Here is a 25762-nt window from a genome sequence, read left to right as displayed (position 1 = left end):
CCGGGCTCGCCGCCGTGTGCCTGGTCGATCTCCAGGCCCCACGGCAGCGTGGTCGGCGAGCCGTACAGCTCCTGGTTGAACCAGTTGCCCCAGCGGCCGATGGCCTGGGCGAACGCGATGCCGGGGGCGACCGTGTCGGCCACCGCGCTCAGCGACAGACCGCGCCGGCGGCAGGCGATCCACACGCCGACGCCGCCGAGCGCGATCGCGCCCCAGATGCCGAGACCGCCCTCCCAGATGAACAGCGCCTGGTAGGGCTCCTTGATCGCGCGCTCGCCGAAGTACGTCTGCCAGTCGGTGATGACGTGGTAGAGGCGGCCGCCGATCAGACCGAAGATCACCGCCGGGACGGCGATGTCGATGATCGTGCCCTTCTGGCCCCCGCGGTCGCGCCAGCGGCGCTCGCTGAGCCAGACGGCGACGATCACGCCGAGCACGATGCACAGGGCATAGGCCCGGATCGGGATGATTCCGAGATACCAGACCCCCTCGGCGGGGCTGGGAATCGAGGCTAGGGGCATGTCAGGTGAGGGTAGCGGACGTCAGGCTACTTGGCGGCCTCGGTGACCGTATCGCGCAGATCCTTGGGGGTGAAGACCACACTGTTGTCGATCATCTGGCCGTCGACCTTGACCGTCGGGGTGCCTTCGAGGTTCTCCCGCTTGTTGATCTTGTCGCTGTAGTCGAGCTGCGCCTGGGCGTGCTTCTGCGACGTGACGCAGGTCTCGAAGCCGGGGTCGGTGACGCCTGCCTCCTTGCCCCATTCGATGAGCTGGTCGGTCTTGAAGCCCTCGACGGTCTCGCTCGGCTGGTTCTCGAACAGCAGGTCGTGGAAGGCCACCCACTGCTTGCCGTCGGGGACGCAGCGGGCCGCGGCCCCGGCGCGCACCGAGTTGCCCTTGGTGGGCTCCTGGCCGAAGATCGTGATCGGGTGGTAGACGACCTTGGCCAGGCCCTCGGCGGCCAGGTTCTTGAACGTCTGGCCGCTGACCCGCTCCAGCTCCTTGCACGCCGGGCACTGGAAGTCCTCGTAGATGTCGACGACCGGCTTGGTCACGCCGTCCTTGGCCATGATCACGCTGCCGTCGGCCTGGATGGTGACCGGCGCGAGATCGGCCCCGGCCTGCTCCGACTGGGACCTGCTCATCGTGTACCACATCCCGGCGCCGATGGCGGCGATGGCCACGGCGCCGGCCGTGACGTACGTGACGACCTTCTTGCGCTGCTCACGGGCACGCTCGGCGGCCTGCTGCTCCCTGATCTTCTCCCGCGCCGTCTTCGACCGCTCAGCCTTGCCCATCACTGTTCTCCTCATCGTCCAAGGGGTGCTCGGCACCCGCCAGCCCCAGCGGCCGGTCCAGCGCGAAGCGGCCCGGAGGGAAACGCACGACCCAGGCGCCCAGCAGCACGAGGCCGAAGTCGCGCACAATGTCGAGCAGGTAGGTCGGTTCCTGCCCGGCGCCGAGCTGGCCGCCGCCGCCGAAGCAGCCGCAGTCGATCCGCAGCCCGTTGGCCCACGCCCAGGCGATGCCGAACACGAACGCGAGCATGAGCAGCGCGGCCACGACGGCCGCCACCCTGGTCATGAGGCCCACGATCAGCAGCACCCCGACGACGACCTCCACGATCGGCAGGGCGTAGCCCACGGTCGTGACCAGCGGCTCGGGCAGCAACTCGTACGCTCTGACCGCCACCACCGAGTCGGCCGGGTTGCCGATCTTGAGCCCTCCGGCCGCGATCAGCACTCCGCCCAGGACCAGCCGGGCGACGGTCGTCACCCAGGGTATCGCCGATCTCGCGGTGTGTGACGCCTGTGACGCGTTCACGAGCCATCTCCTCTTTCTCCGTGCGGAAGGCGCACAGTACCGGGACCTATCCGATCACGCTCGGGATAAGGGTCGGCTAAGTGCCGCCGTCCCGCGGTTCACCTGCGGCGAAACCCCGATTCCGCTGGGCGCGGAACTCGCTCTGCGGCTGCCCCGCGCGCCGGGTGAACAGCCGCGCGAAACAGGCGGCGTCGTCGTAGCCGACCCGGCGGGCGACGGCGGCCACCGGCAGGTCGGTGCCCCGGCGAGCAGGCCCTTGGCCCGGTTGAGCCGGATCGACAGCAGATGGTCCTCAGGGCTGCACCCGACCGGCCGCAGGACGGCCCGGCGCAGGTCAGCCCGGCGCAGGTCGCCCGGCGCAGGTCGGCGCGCGGCATGCCGAGGCGTCTGGCGTGCTCGGCGACGGAGACGGAGACGGGCAGGCAGGCGTCGCGGGCCGGCACGCACGGGCCATGCGGCCGATCGCGCGGGCAGCCGGCTCGGCGGTGGTGAGCGGCGTGACCGGGCCGGGCGGCGTCGACGCACCCGAGGTCCTGGCAGGCGGTCGCGGCGAAGGCGGCGAACCGCCAGGCGGGCGCCCCGGTGGTCAGACGCGGGAGCGGACGCCCTCGGCCATCGACCGGGCCAGCTCACCGATCGAGGCGAGACCGGCGGCCTCGTCGGGGGCGTCGAGGATGCGGCGGATGAACGCCGAGCCCACGATGACGCCGTCGGCGTAGCCGGCGACCTGCGCCGCCTGGGCGCCGGTGCCGACGCCGAGACCGACGCAGACCGGCAGGTCGGTGTGCTCGCGGGTGCGCTTGACCAGGTCCTCGGCCGCCACGTTGACCGTCTCCCGGGCGCCCGTGACGCCCATCAGCGAGGCCGCGTAGACGAAGCCGGTGCAGCAGGCGGCGACGGCCTTGATGCGCTCCTCGGTGGAGCTGGGCGCCACCAGGAACACCGTGTCGATCCCCGCCTCGGCGGAGGCGGTGCGCCACGGCTCCGACTCCTCCGGCGTGAGGTCGGGGGTGATCGTGCCGGTGCCGCCCGCCGAGGCGAGGTCGCGGGCGAAGCGGTCGGCGCCGTAGCGGTCGATCGGGTTCCAGTAGGTCATGACGAGCGTGGCCGCGCCGGTGGCCGCCACGCCCTCGACGGTGCGCAGGACGTCGGCGATGCGGGTGCCGTTGAGCAGCGAACGGTGCACGGCGTCCTGGATGGTGGGCCCGTCCATGAGCGGGTCGGAGTAGGGCAGGCCGATCTCGATGACGTCGCACCCGGCCTCGACCAGGGCCGCGGCGGCGGCGACGGCGCCGTCCTTGGTCGGGAAGCCCGCCGGCAGGTAGCCGATGAGCGCGGCCCGGTTGTCCGCCTTCGCCTTGGCGAACACCGTCTGGAGAGTCGTCATTGATGGTCCCGTTCTCAGGTCGTCGAGCCCCGCCCCGCTGCGGGTCGTCAGAGGTTGAAGTACTTCATGGCCGTGCCCATGTCCTTGTCGCCGCGGCCGGAGAGGTTGACCAGGATGGTCGCCTCCGGGCCGAGCTCGCGGCCGAGCTCCAGCGCGCCGGCGAGCGCGTGGGAGGACTCGATGGCCGGGATGATGCCCTCGGTGCGGGCCAGCAGCGAGAAGGCGGCCATCGCCTGGTCGTCGGTGACGCCGTGGTAGGTGGCGCGGCCGCTGTCCTTGAGCCAGGCGTGCTCGGGGCCGACGCCCGGGTAGTCGAGGCCGGCCGAGATCGAGTGGGACTCGATGGTCTGGCCCTCGTCGTCCTGCAGCACGTACGTGCGCGAGCCGTGCAGCACGCCGACCGAGCCGGCGGTGAGGGTGAGCGCGTGCTCGCCGCTCTCCAGCCCGTGGCCGGCCGCCTCGTAGCCGTGGAGCTGGACGTCCTGGTCGCCGATGAAGGCGTGGAAGATGCCGATGGCGTTGCTGCCGCCGCCGACGGCCGCGCAGACCGCCGTGGGCAGCGCGCCGGTCAGCTCCAGCATCTGGCGGCGGGCCTCGACGCCGATGATGCGGGCGAAGTCGCGGACGATCTCCGGGAACGGGTGCGGCCCGGCGACGGTGCCGAACAGGTAGTGGGTGGTGTCGACGTTGGTCACCCAGTCGCGGAACGCCTCGTTGATGGCGTCCTTCAGCGTCTGGGAGCCGTTGGTCACCGGCACGACCTTGGCGCCGAGCAGCTTCATCCGCGCGACGTTGAGCGCCTGGCGCTCGCAGTCGACGGCGCCCATGTAGATGACGCACTCCAGGCCGAGCAGCGCGGCGGCGGTGGCGGTGGCGACGCCGTGCTGACCGGCGCCGGTCTCGGCGATCACCCGCTTCTTGCCCAGCCGCTTGGTCAGCAGCGCCTGGCCCAGCACGTTGTTGATCTTGTGCGCGCCGGTGTGGGTGAGGTCCTCACGCTTGAGCACGATGCGCGCCCCGCCGGCCTGCTCGCTGAAGCGCGGCACGTCGGTCAGCGTGGTCGGCCGTCCCGCGTACGTGCGCAGCAGGTGGTCGAACTCGCTCAGGAACTGCGCGTCGTTCTTGGCCTTGGCGTAGACGGCGGCGACCTCGTCGAGCGCCGGGATGAGCGCCTCGGGCACGTAGCGCCCGCCGAAGATGCCGAACTTGCCGTGCACGTCCGGGTCGTCGCCGTGGACGCCGTTGCCCGCCAGGTCGGCGGCCGTGAGGATGGAGCCTTCGTTTGCCACTGCTATCCCTCTGCTCCGTGGTCGGGGCGGGTCGCGGGGTGGGCGCCGGCGGTCACCAGCGCCTCCACGGCCCTGCGCGGATCCTTGCCGGTGACCAGGCTCTCCCCCACCAGCACGGCGTCGGCACCCGACCTGGCGTAGGCGAGCAGGTCGTGCGGACCCCGCACTCCCGACTCAGCGATCTTGATCACATTATCGGGGATCTTCGGCGCCAGCTTCGCGAAGACATCCCGGTCGACCTCGAGTGTCTTCAGATTGCGGGCGTTGACCCCGATGACGCGGGCGCCGGCCGCGACCGCGCGGTCGAGCTCCTCCTCGGTGTGCACCTCGACGAGCGGCGTGAGCCCGATGGACTCGGCGCGCTCGATCAGCGACACCAGCGCAGGCTGCTCCAGGCAGACGACCATCAGCAGAGCCAGGTCGGCGCCGTGCGCCCGCGCCTCCCACAGCTGGTAGGAGGTGAGGATGAAGTCCTTGCGCAGGATGGGGATGTCGACGCGGGCCCGCACGGCGGCCAGGTCGTCCAGGCTGCCGCCGAACTTGCGCCGCTCGGTGAGCACGCTGATCACGTGCGCGCCGCCGGCCTCGTAGTCGGCCGCGAGCGCGGCCGGGTCGGCGATGGCGGCGAGCGCGCCCTTGGACGGGCTGGAGCGCTTCACCTCGGCGATCACCGAGACGCGGTCGCCGCCGAGCGCGGCGAGCGCGTCACGCGACGCGGGGGCCCGCTCGGCCCGCTGCTTGAGCTCGTCAAGCGGCACGGCCTGCTGACGTGTGGCGAGGTCGGCGCGCACCCCGTCGAGGATGTCGTCGAGGACACTCGGTCCTTCGGTCCGCTCACTCACGCGCTTGGGGTCCCTCCGGTCGGCAGTGGGGGTGGAGGCCGGGAGTTCGCTTCGCGTCCGCTCCCTGCCTTGTCTTGCGATGGTATCGGCCCGGCGGGCCCACATCGTCACAGGGCTCGCCTTACGGGGCCAGGAACGCCCCGAACGGAAGGTTGCGGACCACCCAGTAGACCAGCACGACCGCCAGGAACGCCCACAGCCAGGCGGGATGCGCCAGCGTGGTGCGTCTCGGCCTGCCCTGCCAGGAGCGCACCAGCCACCGCCCCCACCAGAACAGCAGGAACGGCACCATGGCCAGCGCGAGCGGGTTGAGCCCCGCCGCCGCCACCGGGTCGAGGTGCGCCAGCGCGTGGATCGTCCGCAGCGTCCCGCATCCCGGGCAGTACAGGCCGGTCGCCCACAGGAACGGGCAGGTCGGATAGTGCCCCGGTTCGTTGGGGTCGATCAGGCCCACGACGCCGAACACGGCTCCCGCCGCGGCCGCCACGCCGAGCGGCGCGAGCACGGACCTGAGCCGGTCGGTGCCGCGCCGCTCGATGTTCGCGTCAGGCATGGTCATCCGTAGTAGCTGCTGCTGGTGCTGGCAACGAGGACGACGAAGAACAGGACGTACGCCACCACGATGAGCACCTCGGCGATGAGGCCGAAGATCAGCGCGCGCTTCCACCACGTCTTGGCCTCCTCGGAGGCCTCCACCGCACCCTGGTAGTCGCCGGCCGCCCACTTCTGGTTGACCTGCGACGACTTGACGATCGAGACGATGCCGAGCGGGAGGCAGCAGAAGATGGTGGTCAGGATGGCCGCCACCAGGTGGTTGTCCGGCGGCGTCTGCGGTGCGCCGTAGCCGCCCGCGCCGTAGCCGCCACCGCTCGGGGGCTGCTGACCGTAACCGCCGTAGCCGCCGCTGGGCGGCTGCTGGCCATAGCCACCCCCGCTCGGGGGCTGCTGACCGTAACCGCCGCCGCTCGGCGGCTGCTGGCCATAGCCGCCACCGCTGGGGGGCTGCTGGCCATAGCCGCCACCGCTCGGCGGCTGCTGACCGTAGCCGCCGCCCGGGGGCTGGGCGCCGTAACCGCCTTCGCCCTGATTTCCGTAACTCATCCTTAGAACTCCTCATGTCGTCATGTTCGCGGCGACTTGCGCGCGGCAGCCTAGCGACAAACCATCGGCGACATGCAACAACGTTCACCTTGCGGACAACTTGTAATCTGCCTGCATTCGTGGCGTTACCGCAAGTTATTCCAGGTCAGGCGGTCGTCAACTGGCGTAGGAGGCGGACGAGGCGATCCCGAGGAACGCCAGCCACATCCCGCCGAAGAAGATCCACAGGATCAGCCACAGCACGATCGTGATGTAGGAGGTGATCAGGCCGGCCACCGCCATGCCCTGACCCTGCTCCCCGGTGCGCTTGATGCGCGCCATCGCGATGTGGCCGACGATGGCGCCCGGGATGCTCGTCAGGCCGCAGAAGAGCAGGCCCACGATGCCGAGCACCAGCGACGTGACCGCCATCCCGTTCGTCGGCCGCGGCGCGTACGGCGGCGGGTAGCCCGGGCCGGGCGGCGGCTGCTGGCCGTAGCCGTACGAGCCGCTCGGGGGCTGCTGACCATAGCTGTACGGGCCGCCGCTGGGCGGCTGCTGACCGTATCCGCCGCTGTAGGGCTGCTGACCGTACCCGCCCCCGCTCGGCGGCTGCTGACCGTAGCCCCCGCTGGGCGGCTGCTGACCGTAACCGCCTCCGCTGGGCGGCTGCTGGCCATAACCGCCTCCGCTGGGCGGCTGCTGGCCGTATCCGCCCCCGGTGGGGGGCTGCTGACCGTAACCACCGCCGGGCGGCTGAGCTCCGTAGCCGCTGCCCTGGTCCCCGTAGCTCATCCGTCCGACTCCTCGTGTGGTCGCCCCGCGGCGACGAATCCGACCATCAAACGAACGCAAACCTAGCGCGATTCGGTCGGATCGTCTCCACGGTCGAGCGCATCCCACAGAGCTCTGTCGCCGTCGGCAGCACGGGGCGCGCGGCCCGGGTCGCGCTCGTAGCGGGCGGACATCCCGGCCCACCGGCCGCCACGCACCACGACGGCCAGCCCGCCGGCGAGCACCAGCGCGGCGCCGAGCCCGCACAGCACCGGCCACACCACCACGTCGTCCCACGTCAGCCCGGCCGTCCCGGCGAGCACGTTGCGCTCCCGCAGCCAGTCCACCACCCCGTCGGCGCCCGTGGCCGCCCACGTCGCGGCGCCGGCGGCCAGCCCGCACAGCGCGAGCAGCGCGCCCATCAGGCGGCGGCCCGCCCCCTTCGTGGCCAGCACGGCCACCACGCCGGCCAGCCCGGCCAGCGCGAGCGGCGTCAACGCCGGCCCCAGGTCCCCGCCGGTCGGCGCCACGAGCTCCGCCGCCGCCCCGGCCTCCCGCACCCCTGCGGCCCACGGGCGGCTGGCGGCCAGCAGCACCAGCAGGCACCCGCCCGCCGCCACGGCCAGCCACACCCACCGCTCCCGGACGGCGCCACCCGTCACAGGGGACGCGGCCCGTACGGCGTCACCCGCCGCAGGGGACCCCGCCGGCACGCCCGGTCCCTCAGGGGACGGCGAGCTCGTGGGGGCGGAGGGGCGGTCCGGGGTGGGGTGGTCGGGGGTGGCCATCAGGTCGCCTGGGGCTCGGCGACGGGCAGGGGGGCGGCGTCGAAGCAGGTGCGGTCGCCCGTGTGGCAGGCGGCGCCGACCTGGTCGACCTGGAGCAGCACGGTGTCGCCGTCGCAGTCGAGGGCGGCGGACTTGACGTGCTGGACGTGGCCGGAGGTGTCGCCCTTGACCCAGTAGGCGGCGCGGCTGCGGGACCAGTAGGTGGCCCTGCCGGTGGTCAGGGTGCGGTGCAGCGCCTCGTCGTCCATCCAGGCGAGCATGAGCACCTCGCCGGTGTCGTACTGCTGGACGATCGCGGGCACCAGCCCGTCGCCGTTGCGCTTGAGCCGCGCGGCGATGGTGGGGTCAAGGGACATGCCCTCATTCAACCAGGCGTCCGCCGCGGTCCCGGCGGCGGTCAGGCGAGGGCCTGCGACAGCGTGTCGTAGATGGGGAACAGCGGCGCCAGGTTGGTGCGGCGCAGCCGGCGCAGCACCTGGCCGTCGGGGGCGACGAGCGCCATGGTGCCGTCGCGGTCGCGCAGGCTGGCGAGCTGGCGCACGAGGACGCCGAGCCCGGTGGTGTCGATGAAGGTGAGCTTGCTGAGGTCGACGACGAGGCGCGGCCCGTGGGTCCGGACGGCCTGGTCGAGGCATTCGCGCACCTCGGTCACGTTGTCGGCGTCGACCTCTCCGGCGAGGCTGACGACCACCATCTCGCCGTGCCGCCGACGGGTCATCTGCAGAATGTCCAACGCCATGCTCCTCACGCCCCGCCGTAAGGCGGCCCGCGATGAAGGTACACCTTACCGCGCGCCGTCACCGTGTGTTTTACACAGAACGCGGTACGTGATGACGCTCCGGAGAGTAGTTTCAGGGCGACCTACGGTAGGGGGTGCGCCATCGTGTCACCGGGCTCCGTTCTCGATCCCGAGCTGGGCGATCATGTGTGCCTGCCGTTGCGCGGTGAGGGCGAGCGGCGGGCGGCGGCCCGGCTGTTCACGCTCAACGGGCTGCGCCGCCGGGCGAAGGTGCTGCTGATCACGCATGCCGACTCGCCGGGGCTGACGCGGGAGTGGCTGGGGCCGCTGGTGCCGGGGTTCGCGGCGGCGGAGTCGTCGGGGCGGATCGAGATCCTGGACGGGGCGGGCACGCACTTCACCGACGGGCGGCTCGATCCGGGCAAGGCGCTGGGCGGGCTGGCGGCGGCGGTGGAGCTGGCGGGCAAGCAGGGCTGCCGGGGGCTCTACGCGCTGGTGGACGCGTCGTGGGGGGCCTGCGACCCGCCGGGGCAGGTGGCGCTGGAGTCGGCGGCCAACGCGCTGTTCGGGCGGCATCGGATGGCTCTGGTGTGCCAGTACGACCGGCGGGTGTTCACGCGGGAGGCGGTGGAGCGGGCGGCTTCGGCCCATCCGATCACGCCGGGGCAGGCGGCGCTGCGTTATGCGGCGCCGGGCGGGGCGGCGGCGCTGCGGCTGTGGGGCGACGTCGATCTGACGAACCGGCAGGCGTTCGCGTCGGTGCTGGAGCCGTTGCGGGAGGAGCCGGGTGAGGTGGTGATCGACGCGGCGGGGCTGGCGTTCGCCGACGCGGGCTCGGCGCGGCTTCTGGTGGCGATGGCGGTGCGCAGGCCGCCGGGGCGGACGGTGGTGGTGTGCGGGGCGCGGCTGGCCAGGCTGCTGCAGCTCATCAAGGGGGACGAGGTCGTCACCGTCCGCCGGGTCGGCGATGTGTAGACAGGTGCTGTGCGCCTCGTTCGCCCGGGGGCGCATCACGGCGCTGCGCCGCACGCTGGCCGAGCGGGTGGCGGGTGAGGGGCTGGGCGGGCGCCGCCTGGAGGACTTCGTGGTGGCGGTCAACGAGGTGATCACGAACGCGGTGCTGCACGGCGGGGGCGGCGGGACGGTGCGCGTGTGGTGGCAGCACGGGCGGCTGTGGTGCGAGGTGGCCGACGAGGGGCCGGGCATGGGGAGCTGGAGCAGCGCCCTGCCGCCGCCGTCGGGGTTCGAGGCGGGCGGCAGGGGGCTGTGGCTGGTGCGGCTGCTGTGCGAGCACGTGACGATCGTGTCGGGGCCGGTCGGCACGACGGTGACCTTCAGCGTCACGCGGGGGTGAGCCCGCGGGTCACGAGCGGGCGGCCGACACCCAGGAGGCGTGCAGGTCGGCGTAGACGCCGGCTTCGGTCACGAGCTCGGCGTGCGGGCCGCGCTGGACGAGCCGGCCGCCGTCGAACACGAACACCTCGTCGGCGTTCTCGGCCGTCGACAGGCGGTGCGCGATCGACACGGCGGTGCGCCCGCGTGTGACGCCTTCGAGGGCGCGGGCCAGCCGCACCTCGGTGGCGGGGTCGACGGCGGAGGTGGCCTCGTCGAGCAGCAGCAGGTCGGGGTCGGCCAGGTAGGCGCGGGCCAGCGCGACGAGCTGCCGCTCCCCCGCCGACAGCGACTCGCCGCGCTGCCCGACGGGCGTGTCGAGGCCGGCGGGCAGGCCGTCGAGCCAGTCGGCCAGGCCCAGCTCCGTCAGCGCGAGCAGGATCTCCTCACGGGTGGCGTCCGGCTTGCCGTACCGGATGTTGTCCTCCAGCGTGCCGTCGAACAGGAACCCGTCCTGCGGGACCATCACGATCCGCTCGCGCAGCGAGGAGAAGCGGATGTCGCGCAGGTCGTGACCGTCGACGGTGACGCGCCCGCCGACGGGGTCCATGAGCCGGGTGAGGAGCTTGGCGAACGTGGTCTTGCCGGAGCCGGTCTCGCCGACGACGGCGACGCGCGAGCGCGGCGGGATCTCCACCGACAGCTCGCGCAGCACGGGCGGGCCGCCGGGGTAGGCGAAGTGGACGTCCTCGAAGGCGACGGAGATGGGGCCGCGCGGCAGCTCGACGCCGTTCTCGCCGGGGTCGGCGACGTCGGCGGGGGTGTCGATGACGCCGAGGATGCGCCGCCAGCCGGCGACGGCGTTCTGCGCCTCGTTGAGCACCTCGGTGGCGGTCTGCATGGGTGAGACGAACAGCGTGATGAGGAACAGGAACGCGATCAGCCGCCCCTGCGTGATGTCGCCGGACAGGCCGAGCCGGACGCCGAGGAGCACGATGCCGGCGATGGCCAGGGCGGCGACGATCTCGGTCAGCGGGAAGACGAACCCGACGATGGTCTGCGCCTTGACCTGGGCGGCGCGGTTGGCGTTCACGGCCTTGTCGATGCGCTCGGCGGTGCGCCGCTCGGTGGCGTACGCCCGGATGACGGCCGCGCCGACGACGGACTCGCTGACGGCGGCGAGCATGTCGCCGGTGCGCTCGCGGACGGTGGTGTACGCGCGCGACAGCCAGCGCTGGAAGCGCGGCAGCGCGATCATCAGCGGGACGAAGCACAGCCACACGAGCAGGGTGAGCTCCCAGGAGTAGACGAGCATGAGCACGCTGGCGACCAGGAGCTGGCCGAGCGCGACGATGATCATCAGCCCGCCCCACTGCATGAACGTGCTGATCTGGTCGATGTCGTTGGTGACGCGGGAGACGAGCGCGCCGCGCCGCTCGGTGTTCTGGGTGAGCACCGACAGGTCGTGGACGTGGCGGAAGCCGCGCACCCGCAGCGTCGCCAGCGACGCCTCGGTGGCCTTGTAGAGGCGGACGTTCATGATGTACGCGGCCAGCGCGGTCAGCAGCACGGCGGCGGCGCACAGGGCGACGGTCCGGTAGATGTAGGGCAGGTCGGGGACGCCGTCCTTGAGCCCGGTGTCGATCGTCTGCTGGACGGCGATCGGCACGATGATCTTGCCGATGGTGGCGACGACGGCGAGGGCGAGCGTGACCGCCAGCCCCTGGCGGAACTCGGGGGTGAGCGAGAGCCCCCGGCGGATGGTCGCCCAGGCGGAGCTGTCGGCGTTCGCGCCGATGCCCTGGCGCACGTTCTCGGCGGTCTCGGCGGTCACGCGCTGACCCCTTCCTCTTCGGCGTCGGTGCCGAGTTGAGTGCTGCCGTCGAGGTCGAGGGCGGCCCGTTCGGCCTCCTCGCGCTCGTAGGCCGTCACCAGGTTGCGGTAGCCCTCGCACCGCTTGATCAGTTCGTCGTGGGTCCCGCGGTCGGCGACGCGGCCGTGCTCCAGGAAGACGACCTCGTCGGCGAGGGCGATGGTGGCCATCCGGTAGGCGACGACCACGACGGTCGAGGCCTGTGCCCGGTCCCGGAGCCCGTACAGGATCTTGGCCTCGACCTGCGGGTCCACGCTGGAGGTGGCGTCGTCGAGGATGAGCAGGCGGGGGCGTCGGACGACGGCGCGGGCCAGCGCGAGGCGCTGGCGCTGGCCGCCGGACAGGGAGGCGCCGCGCTCGCCGACGCGGGTGTCGAGCCCGTCGCCGAGGCGGGTGACGAAGCCGTCGGCCTGGGCGACGCGCAGCGCGCCCCACACCTCGTCGTCGTCGAGGGGCAGGTCGAGCGCGACGTTGCCGCGTACGGAGTCGTCGAACAGGAACGTCTGCTGCGGCACCAGCGCGACCGACTCGGCGAGCTTGCCGTACGCGAGGTCGCGCAGGTCGACGCCGTCGAGCGCGACGCGGCCCGAGTCGGGGTCGACGAGGCGGACGAGCAGCTGGACGAGCGTGGACTTGCCGGAGCCTGTGGGGCCGACGAGCGCGACGGTGCGCCCGGCGGGCACGTCGAAGGTGACGTCGTGCAGCACCTCGGCGTCGCCGTAGGAGTAGGAGACGCCGGAGACGGCCAGGGCGGCGGGCTCGTCGCGGTCGGCGGCGGCCTGGCCGTAGTCCATCGAGCCCTCGGCGTCGAGCACGGCCTGGACGCGGGTCCAGCCGACGACGCTGCGCGGCAGCTCGGCCAGCACCCAGCCGAGCGCCCGGATCGGGAACGACAGCAGCGTGAACAGGTAGGCGACCTGGACGAGCTGGCCGGCCTCGATGGAGCCGGTGGACAGCCGCAGCGCGCCGACGGCCAGGACGGCGAGCACGCCGAGCGTGGGCAGCGCCTCCAGCAACGGGTCGAACAGGCCGCGCACCTTGCCGACGGCGATGTTGGCGTCGCGCAGCTCGTGGGCGCGGCGGCGGAAGCGGTCGGTCTCCAGGTCCTCGCGGCCGAGCGTCTTGACGACGAGGGCGCCGTCGAAGCTCTCGTGCGCGATCTCGCTGACCTCGGCGCGCAACTGCTGGGCCCGGGTGGCGAGCGGGCTGAGCCTGCGCTGGTAGACGAGGTTGAGCACGGCGATGGCCGGGAAGATGAGGAAGCCGACCAGGGCGAGCATGAGGTCGGTGAGCAGCATGCCGACGGCCGCGGTGAGCAGCATGACGACGACGCCGACGGCCATCGGCAGCGGCGCGAGCGGCGCCCAGGCGGCCTCGGCGTCGGCGCTGGCGTTGGACAGCAGCTGGCCGGTGGGGTGGCGGTGGTGCCAGGCGAGCGGCAGCCGCAGATACTGCTTGGTGACGTCGCGGCGGGAGCGGGCCTGCATCCGGTACTGGATGACACCGGCCAGGATGCGCCGCCCGGCCACGCCGATGGACTTGAGCAGGGCGGTGCCGAGGATGAGCAGCACGCCGGTCCACATCGCGCCCGCCGCGGTCTCGCCGGCGGTGAACGCGGGCATCACGACGTGCTCCGTGGCCCACCCGAGTGCCCATGCCGAGGCGACGGTCATGCCGCCGTAGAGCGCGCTCGCCACGACCGCGGCGGCGAACATCGCCTTCTCCGTACGAATGGCCACCCCAAGGACACGCAGCCCTTGACGCATGACGGCCGAGGTGACCTTGTTCGCCACTCCTGAAGCTTCCCTTCACTGCCCGCTATAACTACGTAAGTCAGTATCACGTCTGATCATCCCGTTATTCCCCTGGCGTAAGGTTGGCATGTGACTCATGCTCGTGACGAACGCGCGGCGCTCTGCGATCTGTTCGACCGGCTCGGCCCCGGCGCCCCGACGCTCTGCGCGGGATGGGACTCCTACGACCTGGCCGCCCACCTGGTGTTGCGCGAGCGCAGGCTCGACGCGCTGCCCGGCATCGCGATCCGGGCGCTGTCGGGCCGCACGGCCTCGGTGCAGCAGTCGCTGAAGGACCGCCACCCCTTCCCCGAGCTGGTCGCCCTCGTCCGGAAGCCCGGCGGCGTCTACGGGCTGGCGCCCTTCCTCGACTCGGCCGTCAACACGCTGGAGTACTTCGTCCACCACGAGGACGTGCGCCGCGCCCAGCCCTCCTGGGAGCCGCGCGAGCTGCCCGCGGACTTCGACGACCACATCTGGAAGCGGCTGTCGGCCATGGCCAAGCTGATGCTGCGCCGCGCCCCCGTGGGCGTGGTGCTGCACCGGCGCGGCTCCGGCGGGGCGCGCTCGGTGCTGCTCGGCGGCGCGGGCGAGGGCCCCAAGGTCGAGGTGACGGGCGACGCGGGCGAGCTGCTGCTGTTCTGCTTCGGCCGCCAGGCGCACGCCAGGGTCGACCTGACCGGCGACCCTGGCGCCGTCGAGCGGCTGCGCAGCGCCCGCCTGGGCGTCTAGTCCCCCGTACGTCTAGCTACGTCTAGCTCTGGTACGTGTCCTCCGCCAGGCGGGCCTGGGCGAGCCTGCGCAGGGCGGCGATGAGCGTGTCGCCGAGCAGGGTGCCGAGCGCCACGACCTCGACCGCCCGCTCCCGGTCGGTCACGTCCCCCAGGATGCGCACGTCGGCCGAGGCCGCCGCCTCGGCAGCTCCGGCGTAGTCGTCCAGCCCCTCGAGCACGTCGTCGAGCCCCAGCTCCAGGAGGCTCGCCACGACGCCGGTGAGCGTGGCCGCCGACGGATGATCCGCCAGGCCGTCCCAGCCCTTCCTGGCCAGCAGGGTGGCCACCTGGTCCCGCGCCCGCTCCGCCGCGGCGCCGGAGCCGGAGGCGGGGCCTGGCTCCTGGGGCGCGGCCACGGCGGGCTGCGCCTCGGCCAGCAGCTCGCCCGCGCTCACGCCCGGGTCGTCCAGGTGGCGCACCAGCCCGGCGATCGCGGCGATGCTCAGCCCGCCGTAGTCGGCCAGCGCCCGGACCAGCTTCAGCCGCCGCACGTGCACGGGCCCGTACTCGGCCTGGTTGCGGGCCAGCGGCCGGCCGGGCGCCAGCAGCCCCTCCCTCAGGTAGTACTTGATCGTCGGCACCGGCACCCCGGTGGCGGCGCTCAGACCGGCCATGCGCACGCTCGCGGCTCCCTTCTCGCGGATTGCGGAAAGTCTAGCCATTGGAGAGTGTCGCTATCCATCCAGGGTCTGTCGCTCCCGTCACATCACCGAACCACCGGCCCGTATGGCGCCCCCGCCACGCCCGCAGGCCGTACGATGACACAGGAAACAAGCCCCCCGGTTAGGATCATGAACATCTTCACAGAAGATGCCTAGTGACCGCCCAGATCCGGGTATATACGGCTGGGAATGGACTGCAGGAGGCCCCCCATGCAGGTCAAGAAGGTGATCACGTACGTGGCCGTCGCGTTCGTGATCTTCTACCTGTTCACCCGGCCGGCCGAAGCCGCCGCCGCGGTCAACGGTGTGTTCGATGGGATCGTCCAAGGAGCCAATCAACTGGCTGTCTTCTTCAGCAGTGTTTTGACCTGAAGCGCGGTCCTGTCTGCGTCAATTGGCTTCCCCGCGCTGCCAAGTCGTGTTACGCAGACAGGATGAGAGATCGCCCAGCCGTTGCCAAGCCCGTCCAGCCTGACCCCGCGGTCAGGCGGATCCTCGAGCGCACCGAGCTCGAGGGCGTCGAGCTGATCCGGTTCCTGTACGCCGACCACGGCGGCGTCATCCGGGGCAAGGCCGCCTCGCGGTCGCGCCTCGCGGAACGGCTCAACACGGGCATCGGGCACACGGTGGCCATGATGGCGATGAACATGCTCGACCAGTTGCAGGAGGTCGAGCACCTGGGTCCGGTGGGCGAGGTCCGCATCGTCCCCGACCCCTCGACGTACGTCCCGCTCCCCCACGCGCCGGGGGCCGCGGCCATGCTGTCGGATCTGCGCCTTCCCGACGGCTCGCCCTGGGCCGCCTGCCCGCGCACCTTCCTCAAGGACGCGATCGCGCTGCTCGCCGGCGAGGGCTACACGCTGCTGGCCGCGTTCGAGCCGGAGTTCACGCTGGGGCGGCGGCTGCCCGACCCGTCCGGCGGGCCCGACCGGCTGGTGCCGCTCGACGACTCGCTGTGCTACGCCGGTCACGGCTTCGACACCGCCCACGACTACACGATCAAGCTGGTCCGCGCCCTGGAGACGCAGGGGCTGCGGGTCGAGCACTACCATCCGGAGCTCGGCCCCGGCCAGCAGGAGCTGACCGTGCGGCACGCGCCCGCGCTGCGGGCCGCCGACAACCACGTCCTCTACCGCGAGACCGTGCGCGGCGTGGCGCTGCGCATGTCCATGTGGGCGTCGCTGGCCCCCAAGCCGCTGGCCGACCAGGCGGGCAACGGCGCGCACCTGCACCTGTCCCTGTGGCGCGAATCCCGTAACCTCTTCGACGGTGACAGTGGCGGCGAGGGAGCTGTGCGTGACTGGTTCGTCGGCGGGCTGCTCGCCCACCTGCCCGCGCTGACCGCGCTCACCTGCGGCAGCGTCAACAGCTTCCGCCGCCTGGCGCCGCGCATGTGGGCCGGCGCCTACGCCGTGCACGGCCCCGACAACCGCGAGGCCGCCGTACGGATCTGCTCCCCGCTCGGCGAGAGCGGCGAGCCCAACCTGGAGCTGAAGCCCTCCGACTCCTCGGCCAACCCCTACCTGGCCCTCGGCGCGGTCATCCACGCCGGGCTCGACGGCGTCCGCCGCAGGCTCGACCCGGGCGAGGCCGTGGACGTCGACCCCGACACCCGGCCCGGCCGCTACCCGCGGCTGCCGTCGTCGCTGACCGAGGCCCTCGACGCGCTGGAGGCCGACCCGGTGCTCATGGAGGCGCTCGGGCCGCTGCGCGCCTCCGCCTACCTGGCCGTCAAACGGTCCGAGGCGGCGGCGTTCGCCGCCCGCGACGCCTCCTACGAGCTGTTCCAGCACATGCGGGTCTTCTAGCGGACCGGGTGGCCCGCCGTCCGCAGCGTCTCCTTCACCTCGCCGATCTTCAGCGTGCCGAAGTGGAAGACGCTGGCCGCCAGCACCGCGTCGGCGCCCGCGGCGACGGCCGGCGGGAAGTCCTCCAGCCGCCCCGCGCCACCGCTGGCGATCACCGGCACCCGCACGGCGGCCCGCACCGCGCGCAGCATCTCCAGGTCGTAGCCGTCGAGCGTGCCGTCGCCGTCCATGGAGTTGAGCAGGATCTCGCCCACGCCCAGCTCCTCGCCCCGGGCGGCCCACTCCACCGCGTCGATGCCGGTGCCGCGCCGGCCACCGTGGGTGGTCACCTCGAAGCCGCTCGCCGTGCCCGGCGCCCGCCGCGCGTCGACCGACAGCACCACGCACTGCGCGCCGAAGCGCCGCGACGCCTCGGTCAGCAGCTCCGGCCTGGCGATCGCGGCGGTGTTGAGCGACACCTTGTCGGCCCCGGCCCGCAGCAGCCGGTTGACGTCGTCGACCGAACGCACCCCGCCGCCGACGGTCAGCGGGATGAACACCTGCTCGGCGGTGCGGCGCACCACGTCGAGCATGGTCTCGCGCTCGCCCGACGAGGCGGTGATGTCGAGGAAGGTGAGCTCGTCCGCGCCCTCCTCGTCATAGCGCCTGGCCAGCTCGACCGGGTCGCCCGCGTCACGCAGGTTCGCGAAGTTGACGCCCTTGACGACCCTGCCGGCGTCGACGTCCAGGCAGGGGATCACCCTCACGGCTACGGTCATGCTCGGTGTGCCTCTATCTCGATCTCGACAAGCATCCGCGGGTCCACCAGCCCGGCCACCCGCACCCCGGTGCAGGCGGGCCGCACGTCGCCGAACGACTCGGCGATGGCCTGGCCGGCCAGGTCGAAGTGACGGTGCTCGACCACGTAGTAGCGGACCATGACGACGTCCTGGCGGGACAGCCCGCCCATCTCCACGGCCTCCAGCGCGATCTGGATCGCGGTGCGGCTCTGCCGGTAGGCGTCGCCGACGTGACGGACCTCGCCGTCGACGGTGGAGGTGCAGCCCGAGACGATGACCCGGTTGCCCACGACCACCGCGCGCGCGTAACCGTACTTCTCCTCCCAGACGCCTCCGGAGAACACCCGCATGCCGGTGCTTTCCATGCTCATGGTGCCCATCACGCCCCCTCCCGGCGTCACTACTCGCCCACCGCGGCCAGCGCGCTTTCCAGCGTGAACGCCCGGGCGTACAGGGCCCTGCCCACGATGGCACCTTCCACGCCGACGGGAACGAGAGAAGACAGTGCCACCAGATCGTCGAGAGACGAGACTCCGCCGCTGGCCACGACGGGTTTGTCGGTGCGCGAGCACACCTCCCGCAGCAGGTCGAGGTTGGGGCCGCGCAGGGTGCCGTCCTTGGTGACGTCGGTGACCACGTAGCGCTGGCAGCCGTCGGCCTCCAGCCGCTCCAGCACCTCCCACAGGTCGCCGGCGTCCTCGGTCCAGCCCCGGGCGGCGAGCGTGGTGCCGCGCACGTCCAGGCCGACCGCGATCTTGTCGCCGTGCTCGGCGATGATCCGGCGGCACCACTCGGGGTTCTCCAGCGCGGCCGTGCCGATGTTGACGCGGCGGCAGCCGGTCGCCAGCGCCGCGGCGAGCGAGGCGTCGTCGCGGATGCCGCCGGACAGCTCCACGTTCACGTCCAGCCGGCCGATCAGGTCGGTGATCAGCTCACGGTTGGAGCCCCGGCCGAACGCGGCGTCGAGGTCGACCAGATGGATCCACTCGGCGCCCGCCTCCTGCCAGGCCAGCGCGGCGGCCAGCGGCTCGCCGTAGCCGGTCTCGGTGCCGGCCTCACCCTGGACGAGGCGTACGGCCTGGCCGTCGGCCACGTCCACGGCGGGGAGCAAAACGAGCGACATCAGGTCCTCCGGTCGAAAGCGAGGGTCACGAGCACGGGAAAGAGCAGCAGTGAGAAGACGAGGACGCCGAAGCTCAGCAACGGCGAGCCCCACAGCAGCCAGGCGAGCGCCTGGACGAGCAGGAAAGCGAGCGCGACGACCGCGTTCTGCGCGCGGTGGCGGCGGGCGAGCAGGCCGCCCTGGCGGGCCACCCGCACCGGGCGTGGGACGAGCCGGGTCAGGCGGGCGCGGCGGCGCGCCCGGCGGGCCTGGCGCTCCTCGTTGATCCGCATGGCCCGGGCCCGTTCGGCCTCACGCTCGGCGCGGCGGCGCGCCCGCTCCTTACTCAAGGGTGCCGAGCCAGTTGGCCAGCAGCGCGGCCCCGGCGTCGCCGGACTTCTCCGGGTGGAACTGGGTGGCCATGAGCGGGCCGTTCTCGACGGCGGCGACGAACGGCACGCCGTGCTCGGCCCAGGTCACCACCGGCTCGGCGAACCCGTCGCCGGGTCGCAGCTCCCACTCGCGCACGCCGTAGGAGTGCACGAAGTAGAAGCGGGTGGCGGCGTCGAGGCCGGCGAACAGCACGCTGCCCTGGGGGGCCTTGACGGTGTTCCAGCCCATGTGGGGCAGCACCGGCGCCTCCAGGCGCTCGACCGCGCCGGGCCACTCACCGCAGCCCTCGGTCTCCACGCCGTGCTCGACGCCGCGGGCGAACAGGATCTGCATGCCGACGCAGATGCCGAGCACGGGCCGGCCGCCGGCCAGCCGCCTGCCGATGATCTGCTCGCCGCGCACGCCCTTGAGCCCGGCCATGCAGGCGGCGAACGCGCCGACGCCGGGCACGACGAGGCCGTCGGCCTCCAGCGCGGCGTCGAAGTCGGCGGTGACCGTGACGTCGGCGCCGACCCTGGCCAGCGCACGCTCAGCCGAGCGCAGGTTGCCCGACCCGTAGTCGAGCACGACGACGCGGCTCACCACCACATCACCCCCGCGGTGATCGCCATGGCGGCGCCGACGCCGCAGATCGCGGCGCCGATCTTGAGCCCCTGCTTGTACAGCGAGACCACGCCGCCGACCAGGAACATGCCGAGGAACACCATGACGACGGCTATCACGTTGCCGGTCACAGCACGCCCTTGGTGCTGGGCACGCCGGTGGCGCGCGGGTCGCGCTCGGAGGCGGCCCGCAGTGCCCTGGCCAGCGCCTTGAACTGGGCCTCGACGATGTGGTGCGCGTTGCGCCCGTAGGGGACGCGCACGTGCAGGCAGATCGCCGCCTGGGCGACGAACGACTCCAGGATGTGGCGGGTCATGGTCGTGTCGTAGTCGGGCCCGATCATCGGCGCCATGCCCTCGGGCTCGGAGTGCACCAGGTAGGGGCGGCCGGACAGGTCGACGGTGACCTCGGCGAGCGACTCGTCGAGCGGGCACGACGCATTGCCGAACCGCCTGATGCCCGACTTGTCGCCCAGCGCCTCGCGGAACGCCGCCCCCAGGGCCAGCGCGGTGTCCTCGATCGTGTGGTGGGAGTCGATGTGCAGGTCGCCCTCGGTCTTGACCGTCAGGTCGAACAGCCCGTGCTTGCCCAGCTGGGCCAGCATGTGGTCGTAGAAGCCGACCCCGGTCGACACGTCCACCGTGCCGGTGCCGTCGAGACCCACCTCGACCAGGACCGACGTCTCCTTCGTCGTACGCTCGACGCGGCCTACGCGACTCACAGGACTCCCTCCAGGGCGGCGCGGAAGGCCGCCATCTCCTCGCCGGTGCCGATCGACACCCGAAGCCATTGTGGCGGGCCCACCTCACGGATGAGCACGCCCCGGGCCAGCAGCCCCTCCCACACCGCGCGCCGGTCGGGGAAGCGCCCGAACAGCACGAAGTTGGCGTCGGAGTCGGCGACCGCCAGCCCCTTGGACCGCAGCCACGCCACCGTGTCGTCACGCTCGCGGCGCAGCGCGTCGACGGTGCCGAGCAGCTCGGCCCGGTGCCGCAGCGCCACCCGCGCCGCCGTCTGCGTGAGCGCCGACAGATGGTACGGCAGCCGCACCAGCAGCAGCGCCTCCACCACGGCCGGGTGGGCGGCCAGGTAGCCCAGCCGGGTGCCCGCCATGGCGAACGCCTTGGACATCGTCCGGGTGACGATCAGCCGGGGGTGACGCGGCAGCAGGGTGAGCGCCGACGGCGTGCCCTCGCGGGCGAACTCGGCGTAGGCCTCGTCGACCACCACCATGCCGGGGGCGGCCTCCAGGATCGCCTCGATCACCGCCAGCGGCTGCGCGGTGCCGGTCGGGTTGTTGGGCGAGGCCAGGAAGACGACGTCGGGCCGGTGCTCGCCGATCGCCGCGACGGCCTTGCCGGGGTCGAGCGAGAAGTCGTCCTCGCGCGCCGCCCTGATCCACTCGGTGTTGGTGCCGGTCGTGATGATCGGGTGCATCGAGTAGGACGGCTCGAAGCCGAGCGCGGTGCGGCCGTGGCCGCCGAACGCCTGGAGGATCTGCTGGATGATCTCGTTGGAGCCGTTGGCCGCCCACACCTGCTCGGTGGTCAGGCCGTGGCCCAGGTAGGCGGCCAGCCCGGCGCGCAGCTCGACGGCGTCGCGGTCGGGGTAGCGGTTGAGGCCGCCCGCCACCCGCCCGACCTCCTCGGCCAGGTCGGCGACCAGCTCGGGAGAGGGCGGGTAGGGGTTCTCGTTGGTGTTGAGCCGGACCGGGACGTCGATCTGCGGCGCGCCGTAGGGCGACTTGCCGCGCAGGTCGTCGCGGATGGGCAGGTCGGAGAGGTTCACGACGGCACCTGCCCGTCGAAGCGGGCGCGCACGGCGGCGCCGTGCGCGGGCAGGTCCTCGGCGTCGGCCAGCACCGACACGTGCGCGGCCGCGCCGGCCAGCGCCTCGCGGGTGTAGTCGACGACGTGGATGCCGCGCAGGAACGACTGCACCGACAGGCCGCTGGAGTGGCAGGCGCAGCCGCCGGTGGGCAGCACGTGGTTGGACCCGGCGAGGTAGTCGCCGAGCGAGACCGGCGACCAGGGGCCGACGAAGATCGCGCCGGCGTTGCGCACCCGGGCGGCCACCGCGGCGGCGTCGGCGGTGTGGATCTCCAGGTGCTCGGCGGCGTAGGCGTCGACGACCTTGAGCCCGTCGTCGAGGCTGTCGACGAGCACGATGCCCGACTGGCGGCCGGCCAGCGCCTCGGTGATGCGCTCGGAGTGGCGGGTGGCCGCCACCTGGCCGGGCAGCTCCTTCTCGACCGCGTCGGCGAGCTCGGGGCTGGTGGTGACCAGGACGGCGGCGGCGATCACGTCGTGCTCGGCCTGGCTGATCAGGTCGGCCGCCACGTGGACGGGGTCGGCCGTCTCGTCGGCCAGGATCGCGATCTCGGTGGGGCCGGCCTCGGAGTCGATGCCGATGCGGCCCTTGAGCAGCCGCTTGGCCGCGGCGACCCAGATGTTGCCGGGCCCGGTGACCATGGTGGCGGGCTCGCACTCCTCGGTGCCGTAGGCGAACATGGCCACGGCCTGGGCGCCGCCCGCCGAGTAGACCTCGTCGACGCCGAGCAGCGCGCACGCGGCCAGGATCGTCGGGTGCGGCAGGCCGTCGTGCTCCTTCTGGGCGGGGCTGGTGACGGCCAGCGAGGCCACCCCGGCCTCCTGCGCGGGCACGACGTTCATGACCACGCTCGACGGGTAGACGGCGCGTCCGCCGGGGACGTAGAGGCCGACCCGGTCGACGGGCACCCACCGCTCGGTGACGGTGCCGCCGGGCACGACCTCGGTGGTGACGTCGCTGCGCCGCTGGTCGCGGTGGACGAGCCTGGCCCGCCTGATCGACTCCTCCAGCGCCGCCCGGACCGCGGGGTCCAGCTCGTCCAGCGCGCGGGCGATGGCCTCGGCGGGGACGCGGGTGGTGGCGATCTCGACTCCGTCGAACCTGGCGGTCAGCTCCCGTACGGCTGCCGCCCCGCGATGGCGCACGTCCTCGCAGATGGGCCGCACCTTCTCCAGGGCGGCCTCGACGTCGAGCTCGGCGCGGGGCAGCACGTCGCGCAGGTTCGCCGGCAGGGAACCGCGCATGTCGATACGGGAAATCACCCTGACAGTCTACGGAGTCCGATCCCCGGATCCGGATCTGTCCACACTACGGACAGTCGCGTGGCGCGACGGGGACGGGACAGTGGCGGCACGGGGGTGGCGCAGGGGTGACGCGGGTGGCCCGGTCGTGAGGTCGCGACGGGGGCACGCGACCTCACGACCGTTTCCGCCCTGGCCCGGGCCGAGCGCCAGTGCGGGGCGCCGTGGGCGGTGGATCCACGGCTGGGGTGAAGCTTGGGCCGGGTGCTGCCCGGCGGGGTCGCGGGCAAACACGTCCACGGTTTGGCCAGGGTTTTTCCCTGGCCCGGGACACTTGAAACGTACTTTGACATTACTTGTCCTTTATGTTCCCTCCCGTACGCTTGCCCGCATGGGAATCTGGCGTGGGCCCGACGGCGTCGTCGTCGAGGCCATCGTGCTCGGCGACCGGCCGGTGCTCCGGGTCTCTCACCAGGTCGGCGGGCGCGCCTACCTCCAGGGCTACTGCTCGTCCGTCGACGAGCTCGGCCGGCACGGCGTCGACCTGGCCCAGCTCGTCGAGGAGAAGCCCGACCCCGTGGCTTGACCATCTGTAAACCCCCGGCGATCACTGGCGGCGCGCGCGCCGGGGTATGCCTGGGTGCATGGCGCCGCTGCCCACCTACGCGCCGATGCTCGCCCAGCTCGGTTCCCTGCCCACCACCGACGAGGACGACTGGGCCGTCGAGATGAAGTGGGACGGCGTCCGCGCCCTCGCCTACGTCGACGGCGGCGCCGTCCGCCTCATGTCGCGCAACGCCAAGGACATCACCGCCGCCTACCCCGAGCTCCAGCTCATGGCCGGGGCCACCGGCGGCCGGCCCGCCGTGGTCGACGGCGAGATCGTCGCCTTCGACGAGGCGGGCAGGCCCAGCTTCGGCGCCCTGCAGCCGCGCATGCACCAGCGCAACCCGCTGAGCGTCGCCGAGCTCGCCCGCACCGTCCCCGTCACGTTCCTGGCCTTCGACATCCTGCACCTCGGCGACGACCCCGCCATCGCCCTCCCCTACACCGCCCGGCGCGACCTGCTGGAGAGCACGCTCACGCCCGGCTTCCGCTGGCAGGTCCCGGTCTGGTTCCATGACCACGCCGAGGACGCCTTCGCCTCCTCCCGCCGCCTCGGCCTCGAAGGCGTCGTGTGCAAACGGCTCACCTCCCCCTACCGGCCCGGCCGGCGCACCGCCGAGTGGACCAAGGTCAAGAACGTCAGCGCCGTCGAGGTCGTCGTCGGCGGCTGGAAGCCGGGCGCCGGCCGCCGGGCCGGGACGATCGGGTCGCTGCTGCTCGGCTCCTACGACGACGGCGGCAGACTGCTGTTCGTCGGGCACGTCGGCACCGGCTTCACCCAGGCCATGCTCCGCGACCTGCACCGCAGGCTCGCCCCGCTGGAACGGCCCGACCCGCCCTTCGACGAGCCCGTCCCGCGCGAGCACGCCCGCGACGCGCACTGGGTCAGCCCCGTCCTGGTCGGCGAGGTGCAGTACGCCGAGATGACCGGCGACAACCGGCTGCGCCACCCGTCCTGGCGCGGTCTGCGCCCCGACCGCGAGCCCCGTGAGGTCCGCGCGCCCGGCGGCGAGAGCCCGGGCGCGTCCGCGACAGGCTGACCGGTCAGCGCTGATCGGCGGCAGGGGCGCCGGCAGGGGCGTCGGCCCGGACCGGCTCGGCCAGCGTGAGCGACAGCAGCCACGCCAGCACCGGGAACGCGATCAGGCAGCCCAGCGCCAGCCGCAGCGACGTCGCCTCCGCCACCGCCCCCACCAGCGGGCTCGCCAGCCCGCCGACGCTCACCGCCAGCCCCAGCGTCACCCCGCTCGCCGTGCCCACGCGGCGCGGCAGGAAGTCCTGGCCCAGCGTCACGTGCAGGGAGAAGGGCGCGTACAGGGTGATCGACGCCGCCGCCACGAACACGTACGCGGCCGGTCCGGGCGCCAGCACCACGCCCGCCACCGCCGGGACGCTCAGCGCGTACGCGAGCCGCATCGCCCGCACCCGCCCCATCCGCGCCGCCAGCCTGCCGCCCAGCACCGTGCCCACCGCGCCGCCCGCGAACAGCACGAACAGCGCCACCGCGCCCGCCGCCCCGCCCCCCAGGTACAGGGCCACGAACGCGCTCAGCCCCACGTACACCACCGACCGGAACACGATCACCAGCGTCAGCCGGGCGAACGACGGCCAGTCGTCACACCCCCGCGCCGGCCCGGCCGCGCGCCCCCGCTCCCCCGGCCCCGCCAGCGAGCGCATCACCACCAGCGTCAGCACCGCCCCGGCCACGCCCGGCACCACCAGGAACGGCGACGCCGCCAGCCCGCCCGCCGCCAGCAGCGGCGTCACCAGGATCGGCGCCGAGGCGAACCCCAGCGTGCCGCCCAGCGAGAACCAGCTCATCCGCACGTCGCTGCCCTCGCTGGCGATCCGCGCCAGCCGCGCCGACTCCGGATGGTAGGCCGCCACCCCCAGCCCCGACAGCGCCACCGCCAGCCACGTCAGCGGGTACGACTCCGACACCCCGCTCAACGCCACGCCGAGCCCTGCCGTCGTCATGCTGACCGGGATCAGCCACGGCATCCGCCACCGGTCCGTCAGCGCCCCGAACACCGGCTGCACGATCGACGACAGCAGCGTCGCCGCCAGCACCACCCCCGACGCGGCCACGTACCCGTAACCCCGCTCGGCCACCAGGAACGGCACCATCGCCGGAACCGCGCCCTGATACACGTCCACGCCCGCATGCCCGGCGGCCAGCACCGCGACCCTGTTCACCCGCACGCCCCCGATCGTGCCGCCGGGCGGTCGTGGCCCGCTTCCG

Annotated in this window: 32 protein-coding genes; 7 read left to right on the top strand and 25 right to left on the bottom strand. The window is 72.8% G+C overall.

The genetic code is table 11. The annotated features are described in order from the left end of the window. From AB0G11_RS43200 to AB0G11_RS43145, 12 genes are all read right to left on the bottom strand, one after another. A partial coding sequence (locus tag AB0G11_RS43200; RefSeq protein WP_357592674.1) for a prolipoprotein diacylglyceryl transferase family protein occupies window positions 1-521 on the bottom strand: 521 nt, incomplete at its 3' end. Window positions 522-547: 26 nt separating this feature from the next. Further along, the gene (locus AB0G11_RS43195; RefSeq protein ID WP_219502461.1) at window positions 548-1300 is read right to left on the bottom strand and encodes a thioredoxin domain-containing protein; all 753 of its coding nucleotides are present in this window, start codon (window positions 1298-1300) and stop codon (window positions 548-550) included. Then, window positions 1287-1778, bottom strand: a complete 492-nt coding sequence (locus AB0G11_RS43190; RefSeq protein ID WP_219502457.1) for a MauE/DoxX family redox-associated membrane protein — start codon at window positions 1776-1778, stop codon at window positions 1287-1289. The genes AB0G11_RS43195 and AB0G11_RS43190 overlap by 14 nt, the downstream gene beginning before the upstream one ends. Before the next feature lie 634 nt (window positions 1779-2412). Beyond that, window positions 2413-3213 carry a tryptophan synthase subunit alpha gene (gene trpA, locus AB0G11_RS43185; protein ID WP_219502453.1) on the bottom strand — a complete coding sequence of 267 codons (801 nt, stop codon included), beginning with the start codon at window positions 3211-3213 and terminating at the stop codon, window positions 2413-2415. A 47-nt stretch (window positions 3214-3260) separates the two neighbouring features. Beyond that, a complete protein-coding gene (trpB, locus tag AB0G11_RS43180; protein WP_357592680.1) occupies window positions 3261-4466 on the bottom strand; it encodes a tryptophan synthase subunit beta in 1206 nt (401 codons plus the stop codon). Window positions 4467-4504: 38 nt separating this feature from the next. Then, window positions 4505-5344, bottom strand: a complete 840-nt coding sequence (gene trpC, locus AB0G11_RS43175) for an indole-3-glycerol phosphate synthase TrpC (RefSeq protein ID WP_219502450.1) — start codon at window positions 5342-5344, stop codon at window positions 4505-4507. Window positions 5345-5465: 121 nt separating this feature from the next. Then, on the bottom strand, window positions 5466-5897 hold the full coding sequence (locus AB0G11_RS43170; protein WP_219502447.1) for a DUF2752 domain-containing protein: 432 nt from the start codon (window positions 5895-5897) through the stop codon (window positions 5466-5468). Window positions 5898-5899: 2 nt separating this feature from the next. After that, window positions 5900-6445 (bottom strand): CD225/dispanin family protein, encoded by a 546-nt coding sequence (locus AB0G11_RS43165; protein WP_219502445.1) that lies wholly within the window; start codon window positions 6443-6445, stop codon window positions 5900-5902. Window positions 6446-6601: 156 nt separating this feature from the next. Further along, a complete protein-coding gene (locus AB0G11_RS43160; RefSeq protein WP_357592672.1) occupies window positions 6602-7219 on the bottom strand; it encodes a DUF4190 domain-containing protein in 618 nt (205 codons plus the stop codon). Between the two features lie 62 nt (window positions 7220-7281). Continuing rightward, the gene (locus AB0G11_RS43155; RefSeq protein ID WP_357592670.1) at window positions 7282-7986 is read right to left on the bottom strand and encodes a Trp biosynthesis-associated membrane protein; all 705 of its coding nucleotides are present in this window, start codon (window positions 7984-7986) and stop codon (window positions 7282-7284) included. Next, complete coding sequence (gene hisI, locus AB0G11_RS43150; protein ID WP_219502418.1) at window positions 7986-8342, bottom strand: phosphoribosyl-AMP cyclohydrolase; 357 nt, start codon at window positions 8340-8342, stop codon at window positions 7986-7988. The genes AB0G11_RS43155 and hisI overlap by 1 nt, the downstream gene beginning before the upstream one ends. Window positions 8343-8383: 41 nt before the next feature. Beyond that, window positions 8384-8719, bottom strand: coding sequence for an STAS domain-containing protein (locus AB0G11_RS43145; RefSeq protein ID WP_219502415.1), 336 nt, complete (start codon window positions 8717-8719; stop codon window positions 8384-8386). A 150-nt stretch (window positions 8720-8869) separates the two neighbouring features. Between AB0G11_RS43145 and AB0G11_RS43140 the strand changes: the two genes are divergently transcribed. Both AB0G11_RS43140 and AB0G11_RS43135 read left to right on the top strand, forming a co-directional pair. Further along, a complete protein-coding gene (locus AB0G11_RS43140) occupies window positions 8870-9700 on the top strand; it encodes an MEDS domain-containing protein (protein ID WP_219502412.1) in 831 nt (276 codons plus the stop codon). Next, window positions 9693-10079, top strand: a complete 387-nt coding sequence (locus AB0G11_RS43135) for an ATP-binding protein (RefSeq protein WP_357592668.1) — start codon at window positions 9693-9695, stop codon at window positions 10077-10079. Before AB0G11_RS43140 ends, AB0G11_RS43135 begins: the two co-directional genes overlap by 8 nt. A 9-nt stretch (window positions 10080-10088) precedes the next feature. Here AB0G11_RS43135 and AB0G11_RS43130 read toward each other — a convergent pair whose 3' ends face one another. Both AB0G11_RS43130 and AB0G11_RS43125 read right to left on the bottom strand, forming a co-directional pair. Beyond that, window positions 10089-11891 carry an ABC transporter ATP-binding protein gene (locus tag AB0G11_RS43130; protein WP_357592666.1) on the bottom strand — a complete coding sequence of 601 codons (1803 nt, stop codon included), beginning with the start codon at window positions 11889-11891 and terminating at the stop codon, window positions 10089-10091. Further along, window positions 11888-13696, bottom strand: coding sequence for an ABC transporter ATP-binding protein (locus tag AB0G11_RS43125; protein ID WP_357592678.1), 1809 nt, complete (start codon window positions 13694-13696; stop codon window positions 11888-11890). Before AB0G11_RS43125 ends, AB0G11_RS43130 begins: the two co-directional genes overlap by 4 nt. Window positions 13697-13813: 117 nt before the next feature. Here AB0G11_RS43125 and AB0G11_RS43120 point away from each other — a divergent pair, with 117 nt between their 5' ends. Next, complete coding sequence (locus tag AB0G11_RS43120; protein ID WP_357592664.1) at window positions 13814-14455, top strand: TIGR03085 family metal-binding protein; 642 nt, start codon at window positions 13814-13816, stop codon at window positions 14453-14455. 22 nt (window positions 14456-14477) lie between these two features. On the opposite strand, the gene AB0G11_RS43115 is transcribed toward AB0G11_RS43120, so the two are convergent. Further along, window positions 14478-15110: a MerR family transcriptional regulator gene (locus AB0G11_RS43115; protein WP_357592676.1), complete on the bottom strand. Its 633-nt coding sequence runs from the start codon at window positions 15108-15110 to the stop codon at window positions 14478-14480. Between the two features lie 258 nt (window positions 15111-15368). On the opposite strand from AB0G11_RS43115, the gene AB0G11_RS43110 reads away from it, so the two are divergent. Together AB0G11_RS43110 and AB0G11_RS43105 are read left to right on the top strand one after the other, a co-directional pair. Continuing rightward, window positions 15369-15530, top strand: a complete 162-nt coding sequence (locus AB0G11_RS43110) for a hypothetical protein (RefSeq protein ID WP_197094029.1) — start codon at window positions 15369-15371, stop codon at window positions 15528-15530. Window positions 15531-15592: 62 nt separating this feature from the next. Beyond that, a complete protein-coding gene (locus tag AB0G11_RS43105) occupies window positions 15593-16966 on the top strand; it encodes a glutamine synthetase family protein (RefSeq protein WP_357592662.1) in 1374 nt (457 codons plus the stop codon). Here AB0G11_RS43105 and hisF read toward each other — a convergent pair. Genes hisF through hisD form a run of 9 tightly spaced genes read right to left on the bottom strand, consistent with a single transcriptional unit; the run spans window position 16963 to window position 22935 of the window. After that, on the bottom strand, window positions 16963-17724 hold the full coding sequence (gene hisF, locus AB0G11_RS43100) for an imidazole glycerol phosphate synthase subunit HisF (protein WP_219502399.1): 762 nt from the start codon (window positions 17722-17724) through the stop codon (window positions 16963-16965). The genes AB0G11_RS43105 and hisF overlap by 4 nt on opposite strands. Further along, entirely contained in the window at window positions 17721-18116 is a 396-nt protein-coding gene (locus AB0G11_RS43095; protein ID WP_246644356.1) for a Rid family hydrolase, read from the bottom strand. The genes hisF and AB0G11_RS43095 overlap by 4 nt, the downstream gene beginning before the upstream one ends. A gap of 29 nt (window positions 18117-18145) precedes the next feature. Next, window positions 18146-18868 (bottom strand): bifunctional 1-(5-phosphoribosyl)-5-((5-phosphoribosylamino)methylideneamino)imidazole-4-carboxamide isomerase/phosphoribosylanthranilate isomerase PriA, encoded by a 723-nt coding sequence (gene priA, locus AB0G11_RS43090; RefSeq protein WP_219502393.1) that lies wholly within the window; start codon window positions 18866-18868, stop codon window positions 18146-18148. Next, a complete protein-coding gene (locus AB0G11_RS43085; protein ID WP_219502390.1) occupies window positions 18868-19197 on the bottom strand; it encodes a hypothetical protein in 330 nt (109 codons plus the stop codon). Before AB0G11_RS43085 ends, priA begins: the two co-directional genes overlap by 1 nt. After that, on the bottom strand, window positions 19190-19825 hold the full coding sequence (hisH, locus tag AB0G11_RS43080; RefSeq protein WP_219502387.1) for an imidazole glycerol phosphate synthase subunit HisH: 636 nt from the start codon (window positions 19823-19825) through the stop codon (window positions 19190-19192). Before hisH ends, AB0G11_RS43085 begins: the two co-directional genes overlap by 8 nt. Continuing rightward, window positions 19819-19974, bottom strand: coding sequence for a hypothetical protein (locus tag AB0G11_RS43075; RefSeq protein ID WP_219502385.1), 156 nt, complete (start codon window positions 19972-19974; stop codon window positions 19819-19821). Before AB0G11_RS43075 ends, hisH begins: the two co-directional genes overlap by 7 nt. Then, window positions 19971-20564: an imidazoleglycerol-phosphate dehydratase HisB gene (gene hisB, locus AB0G11_RS43070; protein WP_219502383.1), complete on the bottom strand. Its 594-nt coding sequence runs from the start codon at window positions 20562-20564 to the stop codon at window positions 19971-19973. Before hisB ends, AB0G11_RS43075 begins: the two co-directional genes overlap by 4 nt. Further along, window positions 20561-21631 (bottom strand): histidinol-phosphate transaminase, encoded by a 1071-nt coding sequence (locus AB0G11_RS43065; protein WP_219502381.1) that lies wholly within the window; start codon window positions 21629-21631, stop codon window positions 20561-20563. The genes hisB and AB0G11_RS43065 overlap by 4 nt, the downstream gene beginning before the upstream one ends. Further along, window positions 21628-22935, bottom strand: coding sequence for a histidinol dehydrogenase (hisD, locus tag AB0G11_RS43060; protein WP_219502379.1), 1308 nt, complete (start codon window positions 22933-22935; stop codon window positions 21628-21630). Before hisD ends, AB0G11_RS43065 begins: the two co-directional genes overlap by 4 nt. Window positions 22936-23305: 370 nt before the next feature. Here hisD and AB0G11_RS43055 point away from each other — a divergent pair, with 370 nt between their 5' ends. After that, entirely contained in the window at window positions 23306-23500 is a 195-nt protein-coding gene (locus AB0G11_RS43055; protein ID WP_219502377.1) for a hypothetical protein, read from the top strand. Window positions 23501-23558: 58 nt separating this feature from the next. Beyond that, on the top strand, window positions 23559-24560 hold the full coding sequence (ligD, locus tag AB0G11_RS43050) for a non-homologous end-joining DNA ligase (RefSeq protein WP_357592660.1): 1002 nt from the start codon (window positions 23559-23561) through the stop codon (window positions 24558-24560). Between the two features lie 4 nt (window positions 24561-24564). On the opposite strand, the gene AB0G11_RS43045 is transcribed toward ligD, so the two are convergent. Continuing rightward, a complete protein-coding gene (locus AB0G11_RS43045) occupies window positions 24565-25722 on the bottom strand; it encodes an MFS transporter (protein WP_357592658.1) in 1158 nt (385 codons plus the stop codon). Window positions 25723-25762: the final 40 nt, after the last annotated feature.

The organism is Nonomuraea sp. NPDC023979 (genome assembly GCF_040639085.1).
GTDB lineage: Bacteria > Actinomycetota > Actinomycetes > Streptosporangiales > Streptosporangiaceae > Nonomuraea > Nonomuraea ceibae.
Note: the sequence above shows the minus strand (reverse complement) of the source record. Positions and strands in the feature narration are given on the sequence as shown.

Coding starts and splice junctions, on each gene's coding strand:
- AB0G11_RS43195 (WP_219502461.1), bottom strand. CDS start 1,300: ATGGGCAAGGCTGAGCGGTCGAAGACGGCGCGGGAGAAGATCAGGGAG.
- trpA (WP_219502453.1), bottom strand. CDS start 3,213: ATGACGACTCTCCAGACGGTGTTCGCCAAGGCGAAGGCGGACAACCGG.
- AB0G11_RS43170 (WP_219502447.1), bottom strand. CDS start 5,897: ATGCCTGACGCGAACATCGAGCGGCGCGGCACCGACCGGCTCAGGTCC.
- AB0G11_RS43165 (WP_219502445.1), bottom strand. CDS start 6,445: ATGAGTTACGGAAATCAGGGCGAAGGCGGTTACGGCGCCCAGCCCCCG.
- AB0G11_RS43160 (WP_357592672.1), bottom strand. CDS start 7,219: ATGAGCTACGGGGACCAGGGCAGCGGCTACGGAGCTCAGCCGCCCGGC.
- AB0G11_RS43155 (WP_357592670.1), bottom strand. CDS start 7,986: ATGGCCACCCCCGACCACCCCACCCCGGACCGCCCCTCCGCCCCCACG.
- hisI (WP_219502418.1), bottom strand. CDS start 8,342: ATGTCCCTTGACCCCACCATCGCCGCGCGGCTCAAGCGCAACGGCGAC.
- AB0G11_RS43135 (WP_357592668.1), top strand. CDS start 9,693: ATGTGTAGACAGGTGCTGTGCGCCTCGTTCGCCCGGGGGCGCATCACG.
- AB0G11_RS43125 (WP_357592678.1), bottom strand. CDS start 13,696: ATGCGTCAAGGGCTGCGTGTCCTTGGGGTGGCCATTCGTACGGAGAAG.
- AB0G11_RS43115 (WP_357592676.1), bottom strand. CDS start 15,110: ATGGCCGGTCTGAGCGCCGCCACCGGGGTGCCGGTGCCGACGATCAAG.
- AB0G11_RS43110 (WP_197094029.1), top strand. CDS start 15,369: ATGCAGGTCAAGAAGGTGATCACGTACGTGGCCGTCGCGTTCGTGATC.
- AB0G11_RS43105 (WP_357592662.1), top strand. CDS start 15,593: ATGAGAGATCGCCCAGCCGTTGCCAAGCCCGTCCAGCCTGACCCCGCG.
- hisF (WP_219502399.1), bottom strand. CDS start 17,724: ATGACCGTAGCCGTGAGGGTGATCCCCTGCCTGGACGTCGACGCCGGC.
- AB0G11_RS43095 (WP_246644356.1), bottom strand. CDS start 18,116: ATGAGCATGGAAAGCACCGGCATGCGGGTGTTCTCCGGAGGCGTCTGG.
- priA (WP_219502393.1), bottom strand. CDS start 18,868: ATGTCGCTCGTTTTGCTCCCCGCCGTGGACGTGGCCGACGGCCAGGCC.
- AB0G11_RS43055 (WP_219502377.1), top strand. CDS start 23,306: ATGGGAATCTGGCGTGGGCCCGACGGCGTCGTCGTCGAGGCCATCGTG.
- ligD (WP_357592660.1), top strand. CDS start 23,559: ATGGCGCCGCTGCCCACCTACGCGCCGATGCTCGCCCAGCTCGGTTCC.